Origin of the sequence: Mesorhizobium sp. YR577 (assembly GCF_900116595.1) — a bacterium.
Taxonomy (GTDB): domain Bacteria; phylum Pseudomonadota; class Alphaproteobacteria; order Rhizobiales; family Rhizobiaceae; genus Mesorhizobium_M.
On sequence record NZ_FPBI01000001.1, the window covers coordinates 315,598 to 332,707 of the forward strand.

Sequence of the window (17,110 nt, forward strand, 5' to 3'; positions counted from 1 at the left end):
TCTACCGCAGCGCCATGATGAAGCAGGCGAGCGAGGCTATGCCGCTGACCGTGCGAACATGGTTCCACGGCAGCCATTCGGCAAGGTAACGGGTCCACAGGCTGGCGCCTTCGCTGGTTTCCGGGCCGACGGCAGCCAGCGCGTCGTTGAGCGGGACGTTGAAGATCATCGTCACCAGAAGAATGCCGACGATGTAGAGCAGGCTGCCGGCAAGCAGCCATGCTGAGCCAGGTTCGCTCCAGCTCATGAACGCTTTCACTGCAAGGATCGCGCAGATCAGCGCCGTTCCCATGAAGGCTGCAAGGAACAGCGGATTGAGGATGACGACGTTGATCGCGTTCATTGCCGCTGCGCCATCGCCTGCGGGCAGGCGCGCAAGGGCTGCCATGATGGTGGTCGAGAAGACGAAGAACAGGCCCGCCATGATGCCGCTGCCCAGCGCGGCGGCGAAGGTGAGGGCGATGAAGAGCGGCGCGATCATTTTTTCTCTTCCCAGATGCCGGTGGCGGCGGTGTCGCGAGCATAATCGGAAAAATCCTTCGGTGCGCGGCCGAGAATGCGCTGTGCGCCGTCGGAGACATGGGCGTTCCGGCCATCGAGCACTTCGGTAAACAGTTCCGTCATCAGGCCGAAGAACTCGGCCGGTATCTCGGCCTGCTGCAGCGTCGTAAAGAACGCTTCGTGCGAAATCTGCTGGTAGCGGATGTCTCGTCCGCTCGCCTTGCCGATTTCAGCGGCGGCCTCGGCGAAGGTCAGCAGGCGCGGGCCGGTCATCTCGTAGAGCTGTCCGACATGCCCGGGCTCGGTGAGGGCGACGACGGCAGCATCGGCAATGTCGTCAGCATCGATGAAGGGCTCCTTCACGTCGCCGACCGGTAGCGCGATCTCGCCGGCCAGGACAGGATCGATCAGGAAACTCTCGCTGAAATTCTGCGCGAACCAGGCGCAGCGCAGGATGGTCCAGTCGGCGCCGGAGGCCTTGAGTTCCTCTTCGGCGCGCTGTGCTTCCGGCTCGCCACGGCCGGAAAGCAGCACCAGCCGCGTCACGCCGCTTTCCACCGCCAGCCGCGCAAAGGCGCCAACAGCCTCAGTGGCACCCGGCACGGCGATGTCCGGATAATAGGTGATGTAGACGGCACCGACGCCATCAAGCACTGCCTTCCAGGTCTTGTCGTCGTTCCAGTCGAAGGGCGGCTGGCCGGAGCGCGAGCCGATGCGCACCGGCAGGCCGCGGGCGGTGAGGCGTTGGGCGACGCGGCTTCCGGTCTTACCGGTGCCGCCGAGAATGAGGGTCGGTTTGGTGGTGTCATTGATCGTGTTCATCACTTCCTCCATAATGTGAGTAATCCTCACATTTGCAAATGTGATAAACCCTCATATTATAGCTGTCAACCGGAATTGCATCGAGGACACCATGGAGCCGAGCCCAGCCCCTGCCGAAGACACGCCGACCATGCCGCGCCGAGCCCCGACGCAGCAGCGCAGCCGTGAGCGGGTGGAGCGCATATTGGAAGTCGCCTCCGCGCTGATCGCAACAACCGGCAGCGATGCCATGCGCATGAGCGAAGTTGCTGAAAATGCAGGGATTTCGATCGGCTCGCTGTATCAATACTTCCCCGACAAGGGCGCGATCCTGCGCACGCTGGCCGAGCGCTACAACGCGCAGGGGCGCGAATGCATCGAGGCCGAGCTTGCCGATGTGCGCGATATGGCGGGGCTGCGTGTGGCCTTCGGCCGGCTCATCGACATCTATTACGGGCTGTTCCTGGCCGAGCCGGTGATCCGCGACATCTGGTTCGGCACGCAGGCAGACAAGGGATTGCGCGATGTCGAACTGGAAAGCGGCCGGCTCAACGGCGCGCTGCTTTCTGCGGTGCTGAAGCGGCTGCGACCCGGTGCGGAGGAGGGAGAGCTCGATCGCTCGGCGTTTCTGATCATGTCGCTGGGGGAATCGACGATGCGGCTGGCGATCTCGGTCGAGCGTGAGGAGGGCGACGCGCTGGTGGAGAATTACAAGCGCATGGTGCTGCGGGAGATGGAGGCGGGGTGAGGGGAAAGGAGGCTTCTTCGGTTACGCCGGTGCTGCCCCTCATCCGCCTGCCGGCACCTTCTCCCCGTATAGTGACGGGGAGAAGAAGGCTGTCATTGCCGCTGGTGCAAATATTCTCAACGTTGATGATTATGCTAGCCGTAGCTGAAGTCCCCTTCTCCCCGTCACTATACGGGGAGAAGGTCGCGGCAGCGGGATGAGGGGCAGCGCCTACCTTTGCGAGTTGGTCCTTCTTGACCAGATCGCTGTTGCTGTGACCTGGGGTCCAAAACAAAAAACCCGCCTCGAAGGCGGGTTTTTCAATCTCGATCCGAAGATCCAGCTTACATGCCGAGGCCTTCGTAGCGCTTCTTGAACTTCGAGAGACGGCCGCCGCGGTCGAGCAGGGTCTGCTGGCCGCCGGTCCAGGCCGGGTGGGTCGAAGGGTCGATGTCGAGGTTCATCGTGTCGCCTTCCTTGCCCCAGGTCGACTTGGTCTGGTACTCGGTGCCGTCGGTCATGACGACCTTGATGGTGTGGTAGTCGGGATGGATATCGGTCTTCATCGGTCTGTTCCTGGCTGTCGCGCTGCGGCTCACGGCTTGCGCCTGCGGCGATGCGCCTCTTTTGAAAACTCGAAGCCGCAGCTATTGAAGAGCCACGGCTTCTAAAACGGTCGCGGTGCCTATACATCAGGCGAAAATGAATCACAAGGCCGCACTCGGCGCTTTTGCCAGATGCGGCTGCACAGGGATGGCAACATGGCTGAGACAGGGCGCAGCGCGGAGGAAGATCGCCGGCGTTCGCTTCAGCCGCTGCGACGGCTTTCCCCTTATATCATGCGTTATCGCGGCATGGTGGTTGGCGCCTGTGTTTCGCTGGCGACCGCTGCCGGTGTGACGCTGGCCCTGCCGATTGCCGTGCGCCGAATGATCGACCACGGCTTTTCGACCTCCGATTCCGGCTTCATCGCCAATTATTTCTCGATGCTGGTGGTGATGGCGGCGCTGCTCGCGCTCGCCTCGGCCTGCCGCTACTATTTCGTCATCACGCTGGGCGAGCGGGTGGTGGCGGATGTGCGCCGCGACGTTTTTTCCCATGTGACCAAGCTTTCGCCGTCCTTCTTCGACACGGCGCAGTCGGGCGAGATCATCTCGCGGCTGACGGCGGACACAACGCAGGTGAAGTCGGCAGTCGGGGCAACGGCCTCGGTGGCGCTGCGCAACGTCATTCTCGGCCTCGGCGCGGTCGGCATGATGGTGGTGACCAGCCCCAAGCTTTCCGGCCTCGTGCTGGTCGCCATTCCCGTCATCGTGCTGCCGCTGGTCGCCTTCGGGCGTTCGGTGCGGCGCAAGTCGCGCGCGGCGCAGGACACGCTTGCCGAAGCGACTGCCTATGCCAGCGAGCAGATCGGCGCCATGCGCATCCTGCAGGCTTTCACCAACGAGAAGCTGGTGACCGGGCGATTTGCCAAGGCCGTAGACACGGCCTTCGAGGCGGCGCGCTCGTCCGTCTTTGCGCGGTCGTTCCTGACCTTCTTCGCCATATTCACCATCTTCGCCTCGGTCGTGGCGGTGCTGTGGTTCGGTTCGCGTGATGTGCTTTCGGGCACGCTGTCGGCCGGCACGCTCGGCCAGTTTCTCCTCTATTCGGTGTTCGCTGCCGGCGCGCTCGGCGCGCTGTCGGAAGTCTGGGGCGAACTGGCGCAGGCGGCAGGCGCGGCTGAGCGGCTGATCGAGATCCTGGCCGAAGAACCGGCGATCGCAGCGCCTGCCAACCCGCTGCCGCTGCCCAAGCCGGCGCGGGGTCTCGTCGAATTCCGCGACGTTTCCTTCGCCTATCCGGCGCGGCCGGACCGGCCGACGCTGCACGGCGTCAGCTTCACCATCAATCCGGGCGAGACGGTTGCCATTGTCGGGCCGTCGGGAGCCGGCAAGAGCACGATCTTCGCGCTGCTGCTGCGCTTCTACGATCCCGTTTCCGGCTCCGTCCTGATCGACGGCGTCGACATCGCCAAGGCCGATCCGCAGGCCGTGCGCGACCGCACGGCGATCGTGCCGCAGGACGTCACCATCTTTGCCGCGACGGCGGGCGAGAATATCGGCTTCGGCCGGCCCGGTGCCGCGCAGGCCGAGATCGAGGCGGCGGCCAAGGATGCGCTGGCCGACGAGTTCATCGAAAAGCTGGCACAAGGCTACGACACGCAGGTGGGGGAGCGCGGGGTCATGCTGTCGGGCGGGCAGCGCCAGCGCGTGGCGATCGCCCGCGCCATCCTGCGCGATGCGCCGATCCTGCTGCTCGACGAGGCAACCTCGGCGCTCGACGCACAGAGCGAGACGCTGGTGCAGACCGCGCTCGAGCGGCTGATGAAAGGCCGCACGACCATCGTCGTCGCGCACCGGCTGGCGACCGTGCTGAAGGCCGACCGCATCCTGGTGATGGATGGCGGGCGCATCGTTGAGGAAGGCACCCATCGCAGCCTGGTGCGCAAGGGCGGCGTCTATGCCGGTCTTGCCAAGCTGCAGTTCGAGACGGGGGCGACTGCGTTTCAGGCGGCCGAGTAGGGTATTTTCGCTTGGTCCCGACCTGGATCTCAACACATCCTAGATCATTTCAGGTCTGAGCAGCCCCTCACCCTTACCCTCTCCCCGTAAGGACGGGGAGAGGGGGTCGTCAGCGCTGGAGCTTCTCCTTCTCCCGTCATTCACGGGGAGAAGGTCGCGGCAGCGGGATGAGGGGCGGCTCCATCTGAGCCGGAAAGGCTTTGGACGACCAGAACCTACGCCTTCAAGACGACCCTGCGTCGATCGTGGCGATTGCCTTTTCCATGGCCGGTATGCTTCATTCCCGGGAAAAATTGGCATGGCTTTGCATCTCAGGGAAGTTTCGTGGAAAATAATCCTCTTGTTGCGGCGTTTTTCGATGAGCGCACGTTTTCGGTCCAGTATGTCGTGGCCGATCCAGAAACGCGTAAATGCGCGATCATCGACCCGGTGCTGGATTTCGACGAGAAGTCCGGTGCGACCAGCACCCGCAATGCCGACCGGCTGCTCGACCATATCGCTGCGGAAAAGCTGGAACTGGAGTGGATCCTCGACACCCACCCCCATGCCGACCATTTTTCCGCCGCCAGCTATCTGAAGCAAAAGACCGGCGCGCCGATGGCGATCGGGGAGCGGATTGTTGAGGTCCAAAAACTCTGGCGCGATATCTATAACTGGCCGGAACTTCCGGTCGACGGCTCACAATGGGACCGGCTTTTTGCCGATGGCGAGCGGTTCAGGATCGGCAATCTCGACGTTTCCGTCATGCATTCGCCGGGGCACACGCTGGCCTCGATCACCTATGTCGTCGGCAATGCCGCCTTCATCCACGACACGCTGTTCATGCCCGACAGCGGTTCGGCGCGGGCGGATTTTCCGGGCGGCAGCGCGAGCCGGCTGTGGCGGTCGATCCAGGCCATTCTGGCGCTGCCGGAGGATACGCGGCTGTTCACCGGCCATGACTATCAGCCCGGCGGGCGCGAGCCGCGCTGGGAAAGCACGGTGGCGGAGCAGAAGCGGGAGAACGCGCACCTGACGCAGAATAGGACCGAGGCCGAGTTCGTCGCCGTGCGCGAGGCGCGCGACAGGACGCTGCCGATGCCCAAGCTCATTCTTCATGCGCTGCAGGTCAACATCAACGGTGCGCGCCTGCCGGAGCCGGAAGCGAACGGCAAGCGCTATCTGAAGTTTCCACTGGATGCGCTGGATGGGGCGGTTTGGTGAGGGATTGAATGGGGGCTGGCGGGGTAGCGTCTAGGTTCCCCCTCTCCGTCTCGGCTTCGCCGAGCCACCTCTCCCCCATTTCATGGGGGCGAGGAACCCAAGTCCTGAAATGTTGCTGCCTCGCAGAACCTAGGTTCCTCGCCCCGCTTGCGGGGAGAGGTGGCTCGGCGAAGCCGAGACGGAGAGGGGCCTTTATGCGCCGCTACCTTGCCGCATGCCTCCCGGCATTCCTGCCCGAAAATATGCAGCCGCCCAGAAAAGTCCCCTCCAGCGCGTTGTAGCCGTGGTAGCCGCCGCCGCCGAAGCCGGCGACTTCGCCGGCCGCGTAGAGGCCCGGGATCGGCTCGCCGTTCTTGTCCAGCACCTGTGAGTCGAGATTGGTGTGCAGGCCGCCCAGCGTCTTGCGGGTCAGCACATTGAGCCGCACGGCGATGAGCGGGCCGTTGGCCGGGTCGAGGATCTTGTGCGGCTTGGCCGTGCGGATCAGCTTGTCGCCGAGATAGTTGCGCGCGCCGTTAATGGCGGTGATCTGCGCGTCCTTGGCGAAAGGGTTGTCGATCTCGCGGTCACGCGCTTCGATCTGCATCAGCAGGTGGTCGTGGTCGATCAGTTTTTCGCAGGTCAGCGCGTTCATGGCTTCGACCAGATCGCTGAGATTGTCCCTGACGATGAAGTCCTCGCCATGCTGTTTGAAGGCTTCGACCGGCGGCGGCGCGCCCTTGGCCCGGCGGCTTTTCAGCACAGCCCGCCAGCTTTTCGAAGTGAAATCCGGGTTCTGCTCGGAGCCGGAAAGGGCGAATTCCTTCTTGATTATCTTCTGCGTCAGCACGAACCAGGAATAGTCGTAGCCGGTCGAAAGGATGTGCTTCAGCGTGCCCAGCGTGTCGAAGCCGGGCAGGTAGGGCGCAGGCAGGCGATTGCCGGTGGCATCGAACCACAGCGAGGATGGCCCGGGCAGGATGCGGATGCCGTGGTTCGACCAGATCGGCGCCCAGTTCTTGACGCCCTCGGTGTAGTGCCACATGCGATCGCCATTGATGACCGCGCCGCCGGCCTTTTGCGTGATCGCCACCATGCGGCCGTCGACATGATGCGGCACCCCGGCAATCATGTTTTTCGGCGGTGGGCCAAGGCGATCCTTCGGCCAGTTTTTTCTGACCAGATCGAAATTGCCGCCGATGCCGCCAGAGGTAACGATGACGGCATTGGCGTTGAATTCGAAATCGCCGATCACGCTGCGCCCGGACTGCTGGCCGCGCTCGACGGTCGAAGGCTCGAGGATTTCGCCCGCGACACCGGTGACCGCGCCCCTAGTCTTGATCAGCCGGCTTGCCTGGTGGCGGAATTTGAGTTCGATGCGGCCAGTGGAAACATGCTCGCGTACGCGGCGGACGAAAGGCTCCAGAACGCCGGGCCCGGTGCCCCAGGTGATGTGGAAGCGCGGCACGGAATTGCCGTGGCCATGCGCCAGCGCGCCGCCGCGCTCGGCCCAGCCGACGACCGGAAACCAGCGCATGCCTTGCGCATGAAGCCTTGGACGCATCTCGCCGGCGGCGAAATCGACAAAGGCTTCCGCGACTTTTCGGGGCCAGAAATCCTCGGCGCGGTCGAATTGCGCCGAGCCGAGCCAGTCCTGCAGCGCAAGGTCGCGGCTGTCCTTGATGCGCAACCGCCGCTGCTCGGGACTGTCTACGAAGAACAATCCGCCGAGCGACCAGAAGGCCTGCCCGCCAAGAGAGTTCTCGCCTTCCTGCTCGAGGATGATGACGCGCTTGCCGGCATCGGCAAGCTCAGCCGCCGCCACCAACCCTGCCAGCCCGCTGCCGACAATGATCGCATCTGCCTGTTCTGCCATCTTGCTCCCCTCCCAAGGCGGCTTGGTGCCGCGAGCAGTTTGGGGGAATGGGTTTTGAGATCAAGCGGGAAATTCTGGGAGAGGGGGTGACGATGGGGAAGGGGCGTGCAGAAAGAAAGGCCCCCTCTCCGTCGCGCTTCGCGCGCCACCTCTCCCCGCAAGCGGGGCGAGGAACCCAAGTTCTGAAATGACTCGGCCCCGCAGAATCTAGGTTCCTCGCCCCATGAAATGGGGAGAGGTGGCTCGGCGAAGCCGAGACGGAGAGGGGCAACTCCAGCGAGACGCCCGCGCCCGCCGTCTATCTCACCTCCCATACCGCTCCTTCAAATGGCTCGTGAAATACGCCGCATTCAGCTTTTCGCCAGTGGCGCGCTCCATGATTTCCGGCGTCGAAAAGCGCGATGCCTGCGACCAGATGTTTTGCCGCCGCCAGTCGGTAACGGCGTCGAACTTGCCCTTGGCGACATCGTCGTTGATGGAGGGATGCTGCTTTTCAAGTGCAGCCCATTGCTGCGCGGCCATCATGGCGCCGAGCGTGTAGGAGGGGAAATAGCCGAAGGCGCCGCCCGGCCAGTGCACGTCCTGCATCGGCCCGTCCTGCGGCGTGTCGATGGTGGACAGGCCGAGATAGTCGCGCATCTTGGCGTCCCAGGCTTCGGGAAGGTCGACGGCGTTGAGCTTGCCGGTAACAAGATCCTGCTCCAGTTCGAAGCGCAGGATGACATGCAGGGGATAGGTCACCTCGTCGGCGTCGACGCGGATCAGGCCGGGCTTGACCAGATGGACATGGGGAAGGATGTCGGCCTTGCTCCAGTGTTCGCCGAGGTGCTGCTCGACCAGCGGCAGCGCCCAGTCCCAGAAGGCCGGGTTGCGGCCGAGCTGCTTTTCGACGAACAGGCTCTGGCTTTCATGCATGGCCATGCCGCGCGCCTTGCCCAGCGGCCAGTGCGACCATTGCTTGGGCAGGTTCTGCTCATACATGGCGTGGCCGGTCTCGTGCAGCACGCCCATCAGCGACGACAGGAACTCGGTCGTCTTGTAGCGCGTGGTGATGCGCACATCGCTCGGCACGCCGCCGCAGAAGGGGTGATGCGAGACGGAAAGGCTGCCATGGGTGAGGTCGAAGCCGACCGCCGCCATCATGGCAAGGCCAAGCTCGCGCTGGCGCTCGATGGCATAGACGCCGGACAGTGGGCGAAGGGGTGTCTTGGCCAGCCGCTCTTCCTGGACGGCAAGGGCTTCGGGCACGAAGCCCTTCAGGAAGGTCTTGAGCTCGGAAAACACCGGCGTGATGTCGCCGGCGCGATGGCCGGGATCGTATTGCTCCATCAGGGCGTCATAGGGGGCGAGGCCGAGCGCTTCGGCACGCATGGCGGCCTCTTCGCGCACCAGCGCGATGACGCCTTCCAGTGCGGGCAGGAAGCCCGCCCAATCATTCTTGGCGCGCAGGTCGCGCCAGAGCTGCTCGCAGCGCATGCGCGCGGTGGTCTGGCGCTCGACGAACTCGGTCGGCAGGCAGGTCATGTTGGTGTATTGCCGCCGGAATTCGCGCAACGCCGTCTGCTGTTCCTCGCTGAGCGTTTCGTTGCTGGCCGCTTCGATCCAGTCGGCTATTTCCGGCGCTGTGGCCTGGCGGTGATGCATGCCGGCAAGGGCTGCCATCGCCTCGGCTCGCTTCTCGCCGCCGCCGACGGCCATGTGGGTGGCCTCGTCCGCACCAAGAATGGCAAGCGCATGCTCCAGCGCTTCGAGCTTGTGGCCGAGTTGGTCGAGTTTGGCGAAAGACATGGCTGCTCCGGATTTTTTGGAAGGCCGGAGAGGACACCAAGTCGGGCGCGATCGCAAGCAGCAAGCTTTCTCGTGTGATGCGCCAGCTCTCCGTTGGGTCTTGCCGAACCGCTATCCTGCGTGATCATGATGGTGCTGGCGGGACTTGCCGCATGTCGCGAGGGGGAGACAAACGAATGATCGCCAATATTCTGATCGCGCTGGTGGCGGCGCTGCATCTTTATTTTATGTATCTGGAGATGGTTGCGTGGGACACGCCGGCGGGGCGCAAGGCGTTCAACCTGACGCCGGAGTTTGCCACCGCATCGAAAGTGCTGGCGGCCAATCAGGGGCTTTATAACGGGTTTCTCGCAGCCGGGCTGATCTGGGGGCTGTGGCTTGGGGAAGCCGGCTTTGCGGTCAAGACGTTCTTTCTGATCTGCGTCGTCGTTGCCGGCCTGTTCGGAGCGGCGACCGTCAGCCGCAAGATCCTTTTCATTCAGGCGGCACCGGCGGCGCTTGCGCTGGTGGCGTTGTTTGCCGGCTGGTGATTTGCGGCCGGCATTGCAGGCCGCTCCCCGCCAACTGGGAGCGGCCCGCCGTTTTGTATTTGCGCAATTCCGGACGGAAAACCGCTGCACACTTTTCCTGGAATTGCTTTAGCCGTCAGGCGTTGGCGACATCCCGGTGGATGGTGCGGTTAAGGTTTGCGATGCGGGTCTGCAGCCTGTCGAAGCGGGCTTCAGGCAGGGCGCCGCGATGGTTTTCGGCAACCATCTGTGCGTCGGTGCGGATCATCCTCGAGCGGTTTTCCAGGTTACGCGCCTCGGCGTTGTTCAGATATCCATCCCGCCGATCGAGCATGATGCGGTGGTTGACCCTGCTGATCTCGCGATCGATCCTGGCGAGCCGATCGTGATGGACCGCAGCCGTGGCTTGCGGGGCAGGCATGACCTGCGTTCCCAGGGCAGCGTCGGTTTGTGAGGCGATCGAATCCGGAGTGGATGGGTCGTCACCGCTGCTGAATCGATCACCATCGAAGTTGTGTTCATGTCCATGGCCGCCGGAGTGATCTGCTGCGTAGGCGCCGGCGAAGGAGGTTGAAGCGAGGGCTGCGGCGAGTGCCGCCTTGATGAGAAAAGAGCGCATGATTTGCGTCCTCTGTTCTGCGCGGGCGGGCAATGTCGCCCGCAAGTCAGGCCGTCCGGTTCTGTCGCGTCGCGAATGGGAGTATCGCCGGCAGTTCCCGACCTGTGCGGCGAAGCTACGCCCGGCCTCCCATCACGCGCAAATTACAAAAAGATAATTCGCGTTTGATGGGAAATGCCGCATTCGCGAACATATTTGAGCGAATATGGCATGAATTCGGCGTTGTTTTCCTGCTTTAGCGCTCTGTCAGCTTCAGCTCGATGCGGCGGTTCTTGTTGCGCGCATCGTCGGTATCAGCGGTGTCGAGGGGCTGAAATTCGCCGAAGCCAGCGGCCACCAGCCGGTTGGCCGGCACGCCGTTTTCGATCAGGAATTTCACCACCGAGGTGGCGCGGGCCGAAGAAAGCTCCCAGTTGTCGCGATAGCGGCCGGTGCCGGAAAGCGGGCGGTTGTCGGTGTGGCCGTCGACGCGCAGCACCCAGTTGATCTCCGGCGGAATTTCCTTCTGCAGTTCGATGATGGCGTCGGCGAGCTTCTTCATCTCGCCGCGGCCGGCATCGTTGATGACCTCGGAGCCGACCGGGAACAGCACTTCCGACTGGAAGACGAAGCGGTCGCCGACGATGCGGATGTTTTCGCGGTCGGACAGGATTTCGCGCAGGCGGCCGAAGAAGTCGGAGCGGTAGCGGTTCAGTTCCTGCACGCGCTGGGCAAGCGCGACGTTCAGCCGTTTGCCGAGATCGGCGATCTTGACGTTGGATTCGCGATCCTTGGCTTCGGAAGCGCCGAGTGCGTCTTCCAGCGCGCCGATCTGCTTGCGCAGGGCTGCGATCTGCTGGTTGAGGAGCTCGACCTGGCTCAGCGCGCGCTGGCTGACCTGGCGCTCATTGTCGAGCTGGCCCGACAAGGTGCCGATCTGGGCGGTGGCGGCAGCACCTGCACCCGCGCCTTGTGAAAGCAGTTGTTCGAGCCGGCTCTTCTCGGCTTCGGCTGCTGACAGGGAAGCTTGCAGATTGGCAAGCGAATCCTGCGCGTCCTGGGTGCTGGATTTCTCCAGCGCCAGAAGCTGCGTCAGCTCGTTGATCTGCGAGTTGAGGCGGTTCAGCACGGCGTCCTTGCCGGTGATTTCGCGACTGAGCAGGAACTGCGCCAGCACGAACACCGATAGCAGGAACATGATGGCCAGAAGCAGCGTCGACAGTGCGTCGACGAAGCCCGGCCAGTAGTCGATGCGGCGGTCGGTGCGCCTACGACCAAGCGCCATCAGTTATGTTCCCGCTTCTTGAGCGCGTCGGCGATTTTCTCGAGCGTGTTGCGCATCGCCTTTTGTTCCTGCGACTGCGCCTCGACCCAGTCGCGCATGATCTGCTGCTCGGAACGCATGTTCTTGACCAGGCCGGAAATGCCGTCGGCGAGATTTGCCATTGCGGTGGCGACGCGCGGGCTGGAGCCGCCGGTTTCCTGCATGTTGCGCAGCTTCTCCGACAAAGCCCGGATTTCATCCGCCGAGCCGCTGCCGGTGGGCGCGACCGCCTGGATGTCGGAGGAAAGGTCGGTGACGGAGGAGAGCCAGTTTTCCAGCTCGGTGTAGAAACGCGTTTGAGCCCGGCCGGCCTGCAGGTCGAGGAAGCCGAGCACCAGCGAGCCGGCAAGACCGAAGAGTGAGGAGGAGAACGCCGTGCCCATGCCGGCCAGGGGTGCGGAGAGACCGGCCTTCAGGGAGTCCAGCACGGCGGCGGTGTCCCCTGTGCCGGGATCGAGCGACTGGATCGTTTCGCCGATCGAGCCGATCGTCTGCAGCAGGCCCCAGAAGGTGCCGAGCAGGCCGAGGAAGACCAGAAGGCCGATGAGATAGCGCGAGATATCGCGCGTCTCGTCGAGGCGGGTGGCGATGGAGTCCAGCATGGTGCGCATCGAACTGGTCGAGAAGGCCATCGACGACGAGCGGCTGAGCAGCGCCTTCATCGGCGCCAGCAGCACCGGTTCGGCCTCCTCGGAGCCGGCGCGGAAGGTGTTTACCCAGCGCACTTCGCGGAACAGCCGCGTCACCTGCAGGAAGGCGAGCAGGATGCCGATGAGAAGCACGCCGAGGATGAGGCCGTTGAGACCGGGATTGGTGGTGAAGGCCGACGAAATCTGCCGCGTCAGGATCGCCGCGATGAAGGCGACGATGGCCAAAAACACCACCATGGAGAGAAGGAAGACCTGCGGGCTCGACAGCTTGTAGGGATCGTAGCCTTCGGCATCGGAGGCTTCGCCTATCCCGAAAATTCTCATGAATGCCATTGCCGCTCCGATTCCGTGCCCGCAATCAACTTGCCCGCGACTCTAAACGGAAATGTGACGAAATTGAAAGACGCAAGGCGCAGCTTGTCGCAAGCGAAGCGCTATATCAGAGCCGATTGACGACCAGAACATCCAATACGGCGGCGAAATGCAGCCCGGCGCCGGTCACCACGAAGCCGTGCCAGACGGCGTTCTGGAAACGCAGGCCCCGCCACGCGAAGAAGACCACGCCGCAGGAATAGACGATGCCGCCTGCCAGCAGCAGCATGAGCGTTGCCGGCGGCAGCGTATGCAGCAGCGGCTGAAGCACCACGACGCCGCTCCAGCCGATGGCGAGATAGAAGCCGACGGCGATACGGTCGAAGCGGCCGGGGAAAAGCATCTTGAGGGCAATGCCGAGGGCCGCTGCCGACCAGACGAGAATGAGCATCCGGCGCGTCAGCGCGGGGTCGTTCAACTGGGCCAGGAACGGCGTGTAGGTCGCGGCGATGAGAAGATAGATGGCTGCGTGGTCGAAGCGCCGGAGGATCCACTTCGCCGGCGATATCGGCCAGAGATTGTAGGCGAGCGAGATCGACAGGACCGTGAGCAGCGACACGACGTAGAAGACCGCGGCGATATATTCGCCCGGACCGGCGTGGAAGGCAGAGATTGCGAGAAGTGCGGAGCCGGCAGCGATGGCGAGCACGATACCGACCGCATGGACGATGCCGTCGGCGATCAGTTCGGCGCGCGAATAATGAAAGCGCCCGGGGAGAGGGAGGGCGCTTTCTGCATTCCGATCAGTGTTCGGTTGCGCGGCTTTCGTCATACCCGACGATATGAACGACCGAGGCAGGCTTTTTCAAGACGCCAATTGGGAGAAGACGGGGCGAGGCTTTGCGCCTTCCGGCGGAGACATGCCGACGTTTCAGCGCGCCGCTACCGGCTTCTTCAGCGTCTTGAGGAGGGCACGATGGATCGTTTCGTTGCCGGCGACGATCGCGCCGGTGTCGAACATGTCGTTGCCGCCATTCTTGTCGGAGACGAAGCCACCGGCCTCGCGCACCATCAGGATGCCGGCTGCGACGTCCCAGGGCGACAGCGATTCTTCCCAGAAGCCGTCCATGCGGCCCGCGGCGACATAGGCGAGATCGAGCGCTGCCGAGCCAAGGCGGCGGATGCCGGAGACTTCGCCCATGACGTTGCGCAGTTCCACCAGGAAATTGCCGTGGTGGCCGCGGCCGAGATGCGGCACGCCGGTGCCGATAACGCAGTCGGTGAGCTTGGTGCGACCGGCGACCCGCAGGCGGCGATCGTTCATGAAGGCGCCGCCACCGCGCTCGGCGGTGTAGAGCTCGTCCATTGCCGGGTTGTAGATGACGCCGGCGACGATCTGGCCCTGACGCTCCAGCGCGATCGAGATCGAGAAGATCGGGATGCCGTGCAGGAAGTTGGTGGTGCCGTCGAGCGGATCGACGATCCAGCGGTGCTGGTCATCCTCGCCTGCCACCACGCCGCGCTCTTCCATCAGGAAAGCGTAACCCGGCCGGCCCTTGGCAAGCTCGGCGTGGATAATCTCTTCGGCCTTGCGATCGGCCTGCGAGACATAGTCGCCGGGGCCTTTCATCGAGACCTGAAGGTTCTGGACTTCGCCGAAGTCGCGCGACAGCGAGCGGCCGGCCTTCATAGCGGCCTGGACCATGACATTGAGGATCGCCGAACGCGCCATCTGCAGGACTCCGAACGCTGCGCTTAGTCGGCGCGGCGGATGTAGGTGATTTCGTTGGTGTCGACGACGATGCGTTCGCCCGAACCGATGAAGGGCGGAACCAGAACGCGCACGCCGTTTTCCAGCACTGCCGGCTTGTAGGACGATGCTGCCGTCTGGCCTTTCACGACCGGGTCGGCTTCGGTGATCGTCAGCGTCACCTGGTCGGGCAGTGCGATGCCGATCGGGCGCTCTTCGTAGAGCTCGACGGTGACCATCATGCCGTCCTGCAGGAAGGCAGCGCGATCGCCGACGAAGTCCTTCAGGAGCTCGAGCTGCTCGTAGCTCTGGGTGTCCATGAACACCAGGGATTCACCCTGCTCGTAGAGGAACGAAAAATCCTTCTGCTCGAGCCGCACCTTTTCGACGGTCTCAGCCGAGCGGAAGCGCTCGTTGAGCTTGGTGCCGTTGATGAGGTTCTTCAGCTCGACCTGGTTGTATGCGCCGCCCTTGCCGGGCTTGACGTGATTGGTCCTGACCGCCACCCAGAGGCCGCCATCGTGCTCGATGACGTTGCCGGGACGGATTTCGTTGCCGTTGATCTTGGCCATTGTTGTAAAGTTCCGGAGAGGTTTATCCGTCTGATCGACGGTTTCGGCGCTTCCAAGACCACAATTTGCGTGGAGAGGCAAGAGAGAGGCCTGAAAACGCGGTGTTTACGGCCTGAAACCACCCATGTCAGCGCAAACGGTTGGCCCGCTGCAGCGCCGTTTTCATCTCCTCGTCGGTCAGGCCGTCGAGAAAATCGTCCATCGCCGCATCCTTCAGCCCGGCCCGGCGGGCGAGCATGTACCATGCGGCGGCGCTGATTGAATCGGGATCGGTGCCAAGGCCCTGCATGTAGAATTTGGCAAGCCGGTTCTGTGCGGCGACGTTGCCGTCGAGCGCGGCGATCCGCATCCAGTTGAAACCGGCCTTGCGGTCGCGGTCGCCGCCGCGCCCGTCCATAAGCCATGTGCCGAGGTCGAGCTGGGCGGTGTCGTAGCCCTGGATGGCGGCGCGCAGCAGCCAGCGCCGTGCTTCGACGTCATCGTGTTTCTTGCCGCCGACGCCGTTGGCGAAGATCTGCGACATGGCATATTGCGCATCGGCCAGTCCGGCGTCCGCGGCACGCTGGTAATAGATGACGGCGTCGTCCATCCCCTTGCCTTCGGATTCGCGCCCGACCAGCATCTGCGCGAAGTTGAACTGGGCAAGCCGGTTTCCGGCCTCGGCGGCCGATTGCATCAGCGCGTAGGCGGCCTGAGCATCCTTTTTGACGAAATCGCCGTCGAGCAGCATCAGGGCATATTGGAACTGCGCTTCGGGAATGCCCTGCTCGGCAGCCAGCGCATACCATTTGGCCGCTTCCTTGTCGTTGCGCGGGACGCCGAGCCCGCGCGACAGGATTTCGGCGACCAGCGTCTGCGCGGCGGCATCACCTGCCGTGGCGCGCGGCAAAGCGAGATTGTAAGCCGTCATGTAGAGGCCGCGCTGGAACGCGCCATAGGCCGGGTCGGTTTTCGCGCCGCCGAAGCGATCCAGATCAGGCTCGCTGCCATTGCCCTTGCCGCCGCCGAAACGCTGCGGGTCGACCATATCGGTGGGCGCCGGCAGGCGCTTCATCTCGGCGGGGGCCGGCGTCGTCGTCGGCAAGGGCTTCGACTCGGTCGGCGTCGTTTTCGGGTCGTCCACGGCAAGTGCTGCCGCCGGCGCAAGGCATAAAGCCAGCGTCAGGCAAAGGATTGCGCGGGAAGTCTTCTGGCCCCTCACGGTTCGCCCACTCCTCAATTACCCGCCGACAAGAAACTCGGCGCGGTTTCGTCGAGAATGGCATTGGCGCGGGCGATCGCATCCCTGGGGTCCACGCCTTCGCCGAATACCGCGCTCGACAATGCGACGAATTCGGCCCCGGTGGCGGCGACCGCCTTGACGGAAGCGACGTCGGAGCCGGCCATGACGATGCAGGGGATCTCGATCACCTCCGCCCACCATTGGCCGAGCGACAGGTTGCGATGATGCGGTTCGGGTTTGTTGTCGTAGCCGAAGCGGCCGAAGAAGATGTAGTCGGGGCGCAACTCGCCGAGTTCCAGCGCGTCGTCGCGCGTCTTGGCACCGCCGGCGCCGACCATCATCTTCTGCTGATAGTGCTCGATCGCTTCCTCGAGCTCTGCCTTCTTCGTTTCCAGATGGAGGCCGTCCGCCCCGACACGGCCGGCGGCGCGCGTGTCATCGGCGATGATGGCCGCGATGCCGGCTTCCTGGGCGATCGGCACGACCTTTTCGGCAAAGGCCTGGAACGAGGCTTCGTCGAGATCATAGGGCGGCAGGATGATCGAGGCGATGTCGCCCCCGGCAATCGCCTGGCGCAGCCGCTCGACGAAATGGTCCGGCTTCTCACCCGACGGGGCGATCAGCACGATGCGGCAGCGATTGGGTGAGGATGCTTCGGTCATTGTCGTCTTTCCAGAATGCCAGACCCCATGCAGGGTGATCGTGGTTGCATTTGGGCATAGAGGAAGACGGGC

General features: G+C 63.6%; 17 protein-coding genes. 4 read left to right on the forward strand and 13 right to left on the reverse strand.

Going from position 1 to position 17,110, the window contains the following annotated elements:
- Position 1: 1 nt before the first annotated feature.
- Together BM413_RS01595 and BM413_RS01600 are read right to left on the reverse strand one after the other, a co-directional pair.
- A complete protein-coding gene (locus BM413_RS01595; protein ID WP_091909453.1) occupies positions 2–481 on the reverse strand; it encodes an anthrone oxygenase family protein in 480 nt (159 codons plus the stop codon).
- Entirely contained in the window at positions 478–1,323 is an 846-nt protein-coding gene (locus tag BM413_RS01600) for an NmrA family NAD(P)-binding protein (protein ID WP_091910271.1), read from the reverse strand. The genes BM413_RS01595 and BM413_RS01600 overlap by 4 nt, the downstream gene beginning before the upstream one ends.
- A gap of 91 nt (positions 1,324–1,414) precedes the next feature.
- Here BM413_RS01600 and BM413_RS01605 point away from each other — a divergent pair, with 91 nt between their 5' ends.
- Positions 1,415–2,050 carry a TetR/AcrR family transcriptional regulator gene (locus BM413_RS01605; protein WP_091909456.1) on the forward strand — a complete coding sequence of 212 codons (636 nt, stop codon included), beginning with the start codon at positions 1,415–1,417 and terminating at the stop codon, positions 2,048–2,050.
- A 323-nt stretch (positions 2,051–2,373) separates the two neighbouring features.
- Here BM413_RS01605 and rpmE read toward each other — a convergent pair whose 3' ends face one another.
- On the reverse strand, positions 2,374–2,595 hold the full coding sequence (rpmE, locus tag BM413_RS01615) for a 50S ribosomal protein L31 (protein WP_091909459.1): 222 nt from the start codon (positions 2,593–2,595) through the stop codon (positions 2,374–2,376).
- 195 nt (positions 2,596–2,790) lie between these two features.
- On the opposite strand from rpmE, the gene BM413_RS01620 reads away from it, so the two are divergent.
- A complete protein-coding gene (locus BM413_RS01620) occupies positions 2,791–4,593 on the forward strand; it encodes an ABC transporter transmembrane domain-containing protein (RefSeq protein ID WP_091910274.1) in 1,803 nt (600 codons plus the stop codon).
- Between the two features lie 324 nt (positions 4,594–4,917).
- A complete protein-coding gene (locus BM413_RS01625) occupies positions 4,918–5,796 on the forward strand; it encodes an MBL fold metallo-hydrolase (RefSeq protein ID WP_091909462.1) in 879 nt (292 codons plus the stop codon).
- 202 nt (positions 5,797–5,998) lie between these two features.
- On the opposite strand, the gene BM413_RS01630 is transcribed toward BM413_RS01625, so the two are convergent.
- Both BM413_RS01630 and BM413_RS01635 read right to left on the reverse strand, forming a co-directional pair.
- The gene (locus tag BM413_RS01630) at positions 5,999–7,651 is read right to left on the reverse strand and encodes an FAD-binding dehydrogenase (RefSeq protein ID WP_091909465.1); all 1,653 of its coding nucleotides are present in this window, start codon (positions 7,649–7,651) and stop codon (positions 5,999–6,001) included.
- Positions 7,652–7,954: 303 nt separating this feature from the next.
- Positions 7,955–9,439 (reverse strand): carboxypeptidase M32, encoded by a 1,485-nt coding sequence (locus tag BM413_RS01635; RefSeq protein WP_091909468.1) that lies wholly within the window; start codon positions 9,437–9,439, stop codon positions 7,955–7,957.
- A gap of 176 nt (positions 9,440–9,615) precedes the next feature.
- On the opposite strand from BM413_RS01635, the gene BM413_RS01640 reads away from it, so the two are divergent.
- Positions 9,616–9,969 (forward strand): DUF1304 domain-containing protein, encoded by a 354-nt coding sequence (locus BM413_RS01640; RefSeq protein WP_091909471.1) that lies wholly within the window; start codon positions 9,616–9,618, stop codon positions 9,967–9,969.
- A 115-nt stretch (positions 9,970–10,084) separates the two neighbouring features.
- Here BM413_RS01640 and BM413_RS01645 read toward each other — a convergent pair whose 3' ends face one another.
- The 8 genes from BM413_RS01645 to BM413_RS01680 form a co-directional block, all read right to left on the reverse strand.
- Entirely contained in the window at positions 10,085–10,567 is a 483-nt protein-coding gene (locus BM413_RS01645) for a hypothetical protein (RefSeq protein ID WP_091909474.1), read from the reverse strand.
- A 235-nt stretch (positions 10,568–10,802) separates the two neighbouring features.
- Positions 10,803–11,831 carry a peptidoglycan -binding protein gene (locus BM413_RS01650; RefSeq protein ID WP_091909477.1) on the reverse strand — a complete coding sequence of 343 codons (1,029 nt, stop codon included), beginning with the start codon at positions 11,829–11,831 and terminating at the stop codon, positions 10,803–10,805.
- Positions 11,831–12,853, reverse strand: a complete 1,023-nt coding sequence (locus BM413_RS01655) for a MotA/TolQ/ExbB proton channel family protein (protein ID WP_091909480.1) — start codon at positions 12,851–12,853, stop codon at positions 11,831–11,833. The genes BM413_RS01650 and BM413_RS01655 overlap by 1 nt, the downstream gene beginning before the upstream one ends.
- Before the next feature lie 106 nt (positions 12,854–12,959).
- On the reverse strand, positions 12,960–13,664 hold the full coding sequence (locus tag BM413_RS01660; protein ID WP_091909483.1) for a PAQR family membrane homeostasis protein TrhA: 705 nt from the start codon (positions 13,662–13,664) through the stop codon (positions 12,960–12,962).
- A 99-nt stretch (positions 13,665–13,763) separates the two neighbouring features.
- Positions 13,764–14,564: an inositol monophosphatase family protein gene (locus BM413_RS01665; RefSeq protein WP_091909486.1), complete on the reverse strand. Its 801-nt coding sequence runs from the start codon at positions 14,562–14,564 to the stop codon at positions 13,764–13,766.
- Positions 14,565–14,587: 23 nt separating this feature from the next.
- Entirely contained in the window at positions 14,588–15,154 is a 567-nt protein-coding gene (gene efp, locus BM413_RS01670) for an elongation factor P (protein ID WP_091909489.1), read from the reverse strand.
- Between the two features lie 127 nt (positions 15,155–15,281).
- Entirely contained in the window at positions 15,282–16,355 is a 1,074-nt protein-coding gene (locus BM413_RS01675; RefSeq protein WP_244537710.1) for a tetratricopeptide repeat protein, read from the reverse strand.
- Positions 16,356–16,369: 14 nt separating this feature from the next.
- Positions 16,370–17,038, reverse strand: a complete 669-nt coding sequence (locus BM413_RS01680) for a thiamine phosphate synthase (RefSeq protein ID WP_091909492.1) — start codon at positions 17,036–17,038, stop codon at positions 16,370–16,372.
- Between the last annotated feature and the right edge of the window lie 72 nt (positions 17,039–17,110).

What these genes read in the sequence shown, in the direction of transcription:
- BM413_RS01645 (WP_091909474.1), bottom strand. Translation starts at nt 10,567, where the DNA reads ATGCGCTCTTTTCTCATCAAGGCGGCACTCGCCGCAGCCCTCGCTTCA.
- BM413_RS01660 (WP_091909483.1), bottom strand. Translation starts at nt 13,664, where the DNA reads ATGACGAAAGCCGCGCAACCGAACACTGATCGGAATGCAGAAAGCGCC.
- BM413_RS01635 (WP_091909468.1), bottom strand. Translation starts at nt 9,439, where the DNA reads ATGTCTTTCGCCAAACTCGACCAACTCGGCCACAAGCTCGAAGCGCTG.
- rpmE (WP_091909459.1), bottom strand. Translation starts at nt 2,595, where the DNA reads ATGAAGACCGATATCCATCCCGACTACCACACCATCAAGGTCGTCATG.
- efp (WP_091909489.1), bottom strand. Translation starts at nt 15,154, where the DNA reads ATGGCCAAGATCAACGGCAACGAAATCCGTCCCGGCAACGTCATCGAG.
- BM413_RS01630 (WP_091909465.1), bottom strand. Translation starts at nt 7,651, where the DNA reads ATGGCAGAACAGGCAGATGCGATCATTGTCGGCAGCGGGCTGGCAGGG.
- BM413_RS01620 (WP_091910274.1), top strand. Translation starts at nt 2,791, where the DNA reads ATGGCTGAGACAGGGCGCAGCGCGGAGGAAGATCGCCGGCGTTCGCTT.
- BM413_RS01640 (WP_091909471.1), top strand. Translation starts at nt 9,616, where the DNA reads ATGATCGCCAATATTCTGATCGCGCTGGTGGCGGCGCTGCATCTTTAT.
- BM413_RS01595 (WP_091909453.1), bottom strand. Translation starts at nt 481, where the DNA reads ATGATCGCGCCGCTCTTCATCGCCCTCACCTTCGCCGCCGCGCTGGGC.
- BM413_RS01680 (WP_091909492.1), bottom strand. Translation starts at nt 17,038, where the DNA reads ATGACCGAAGCATCCTCACCCAATCGCTGCCGCATCGTGCTGATCGCC.
- BM413_RS01605 (WP_091909456.1), top strand. Translation starts at nt 1,415, where the DNA reads ATGGAGCCGAGCCCAGCCCCTGCCGAAGACACGCCGACCATGCCGCGC.
- BM413_RS01600 (WP_091910271.1), bottom strand. Translation starts at nt 1,323, where the DNA reads ATGAACACGATCAATGACACCACCAAACCGACCCTCATTCTCGGCGGC.
- BM413_RS01655 (WP_091909480.1), bottom strand. Translation starts at nt 12,853, where the DNA reads ATGGCATTCATGAGAATTTTCGGGATAGGCGAAGCCTCCGATGCCGAA.
- BM413_RS01650 (WP_091909477.1), bottom strand. Translation starts at nt 11,831, where the DNA reads ATGGCGCTTGGTCGTAGGCGCACCGACCGCCGCATCGACTACTGGCCG.
- BM413_RS01665 (WP_091909486.1), bottom strand. Translation starts at nt 14,564, where the DNA reads ATGGCGCGTTCGGCGATCCTCAATGTCATGGTCCAGGCCGCTATGAAG.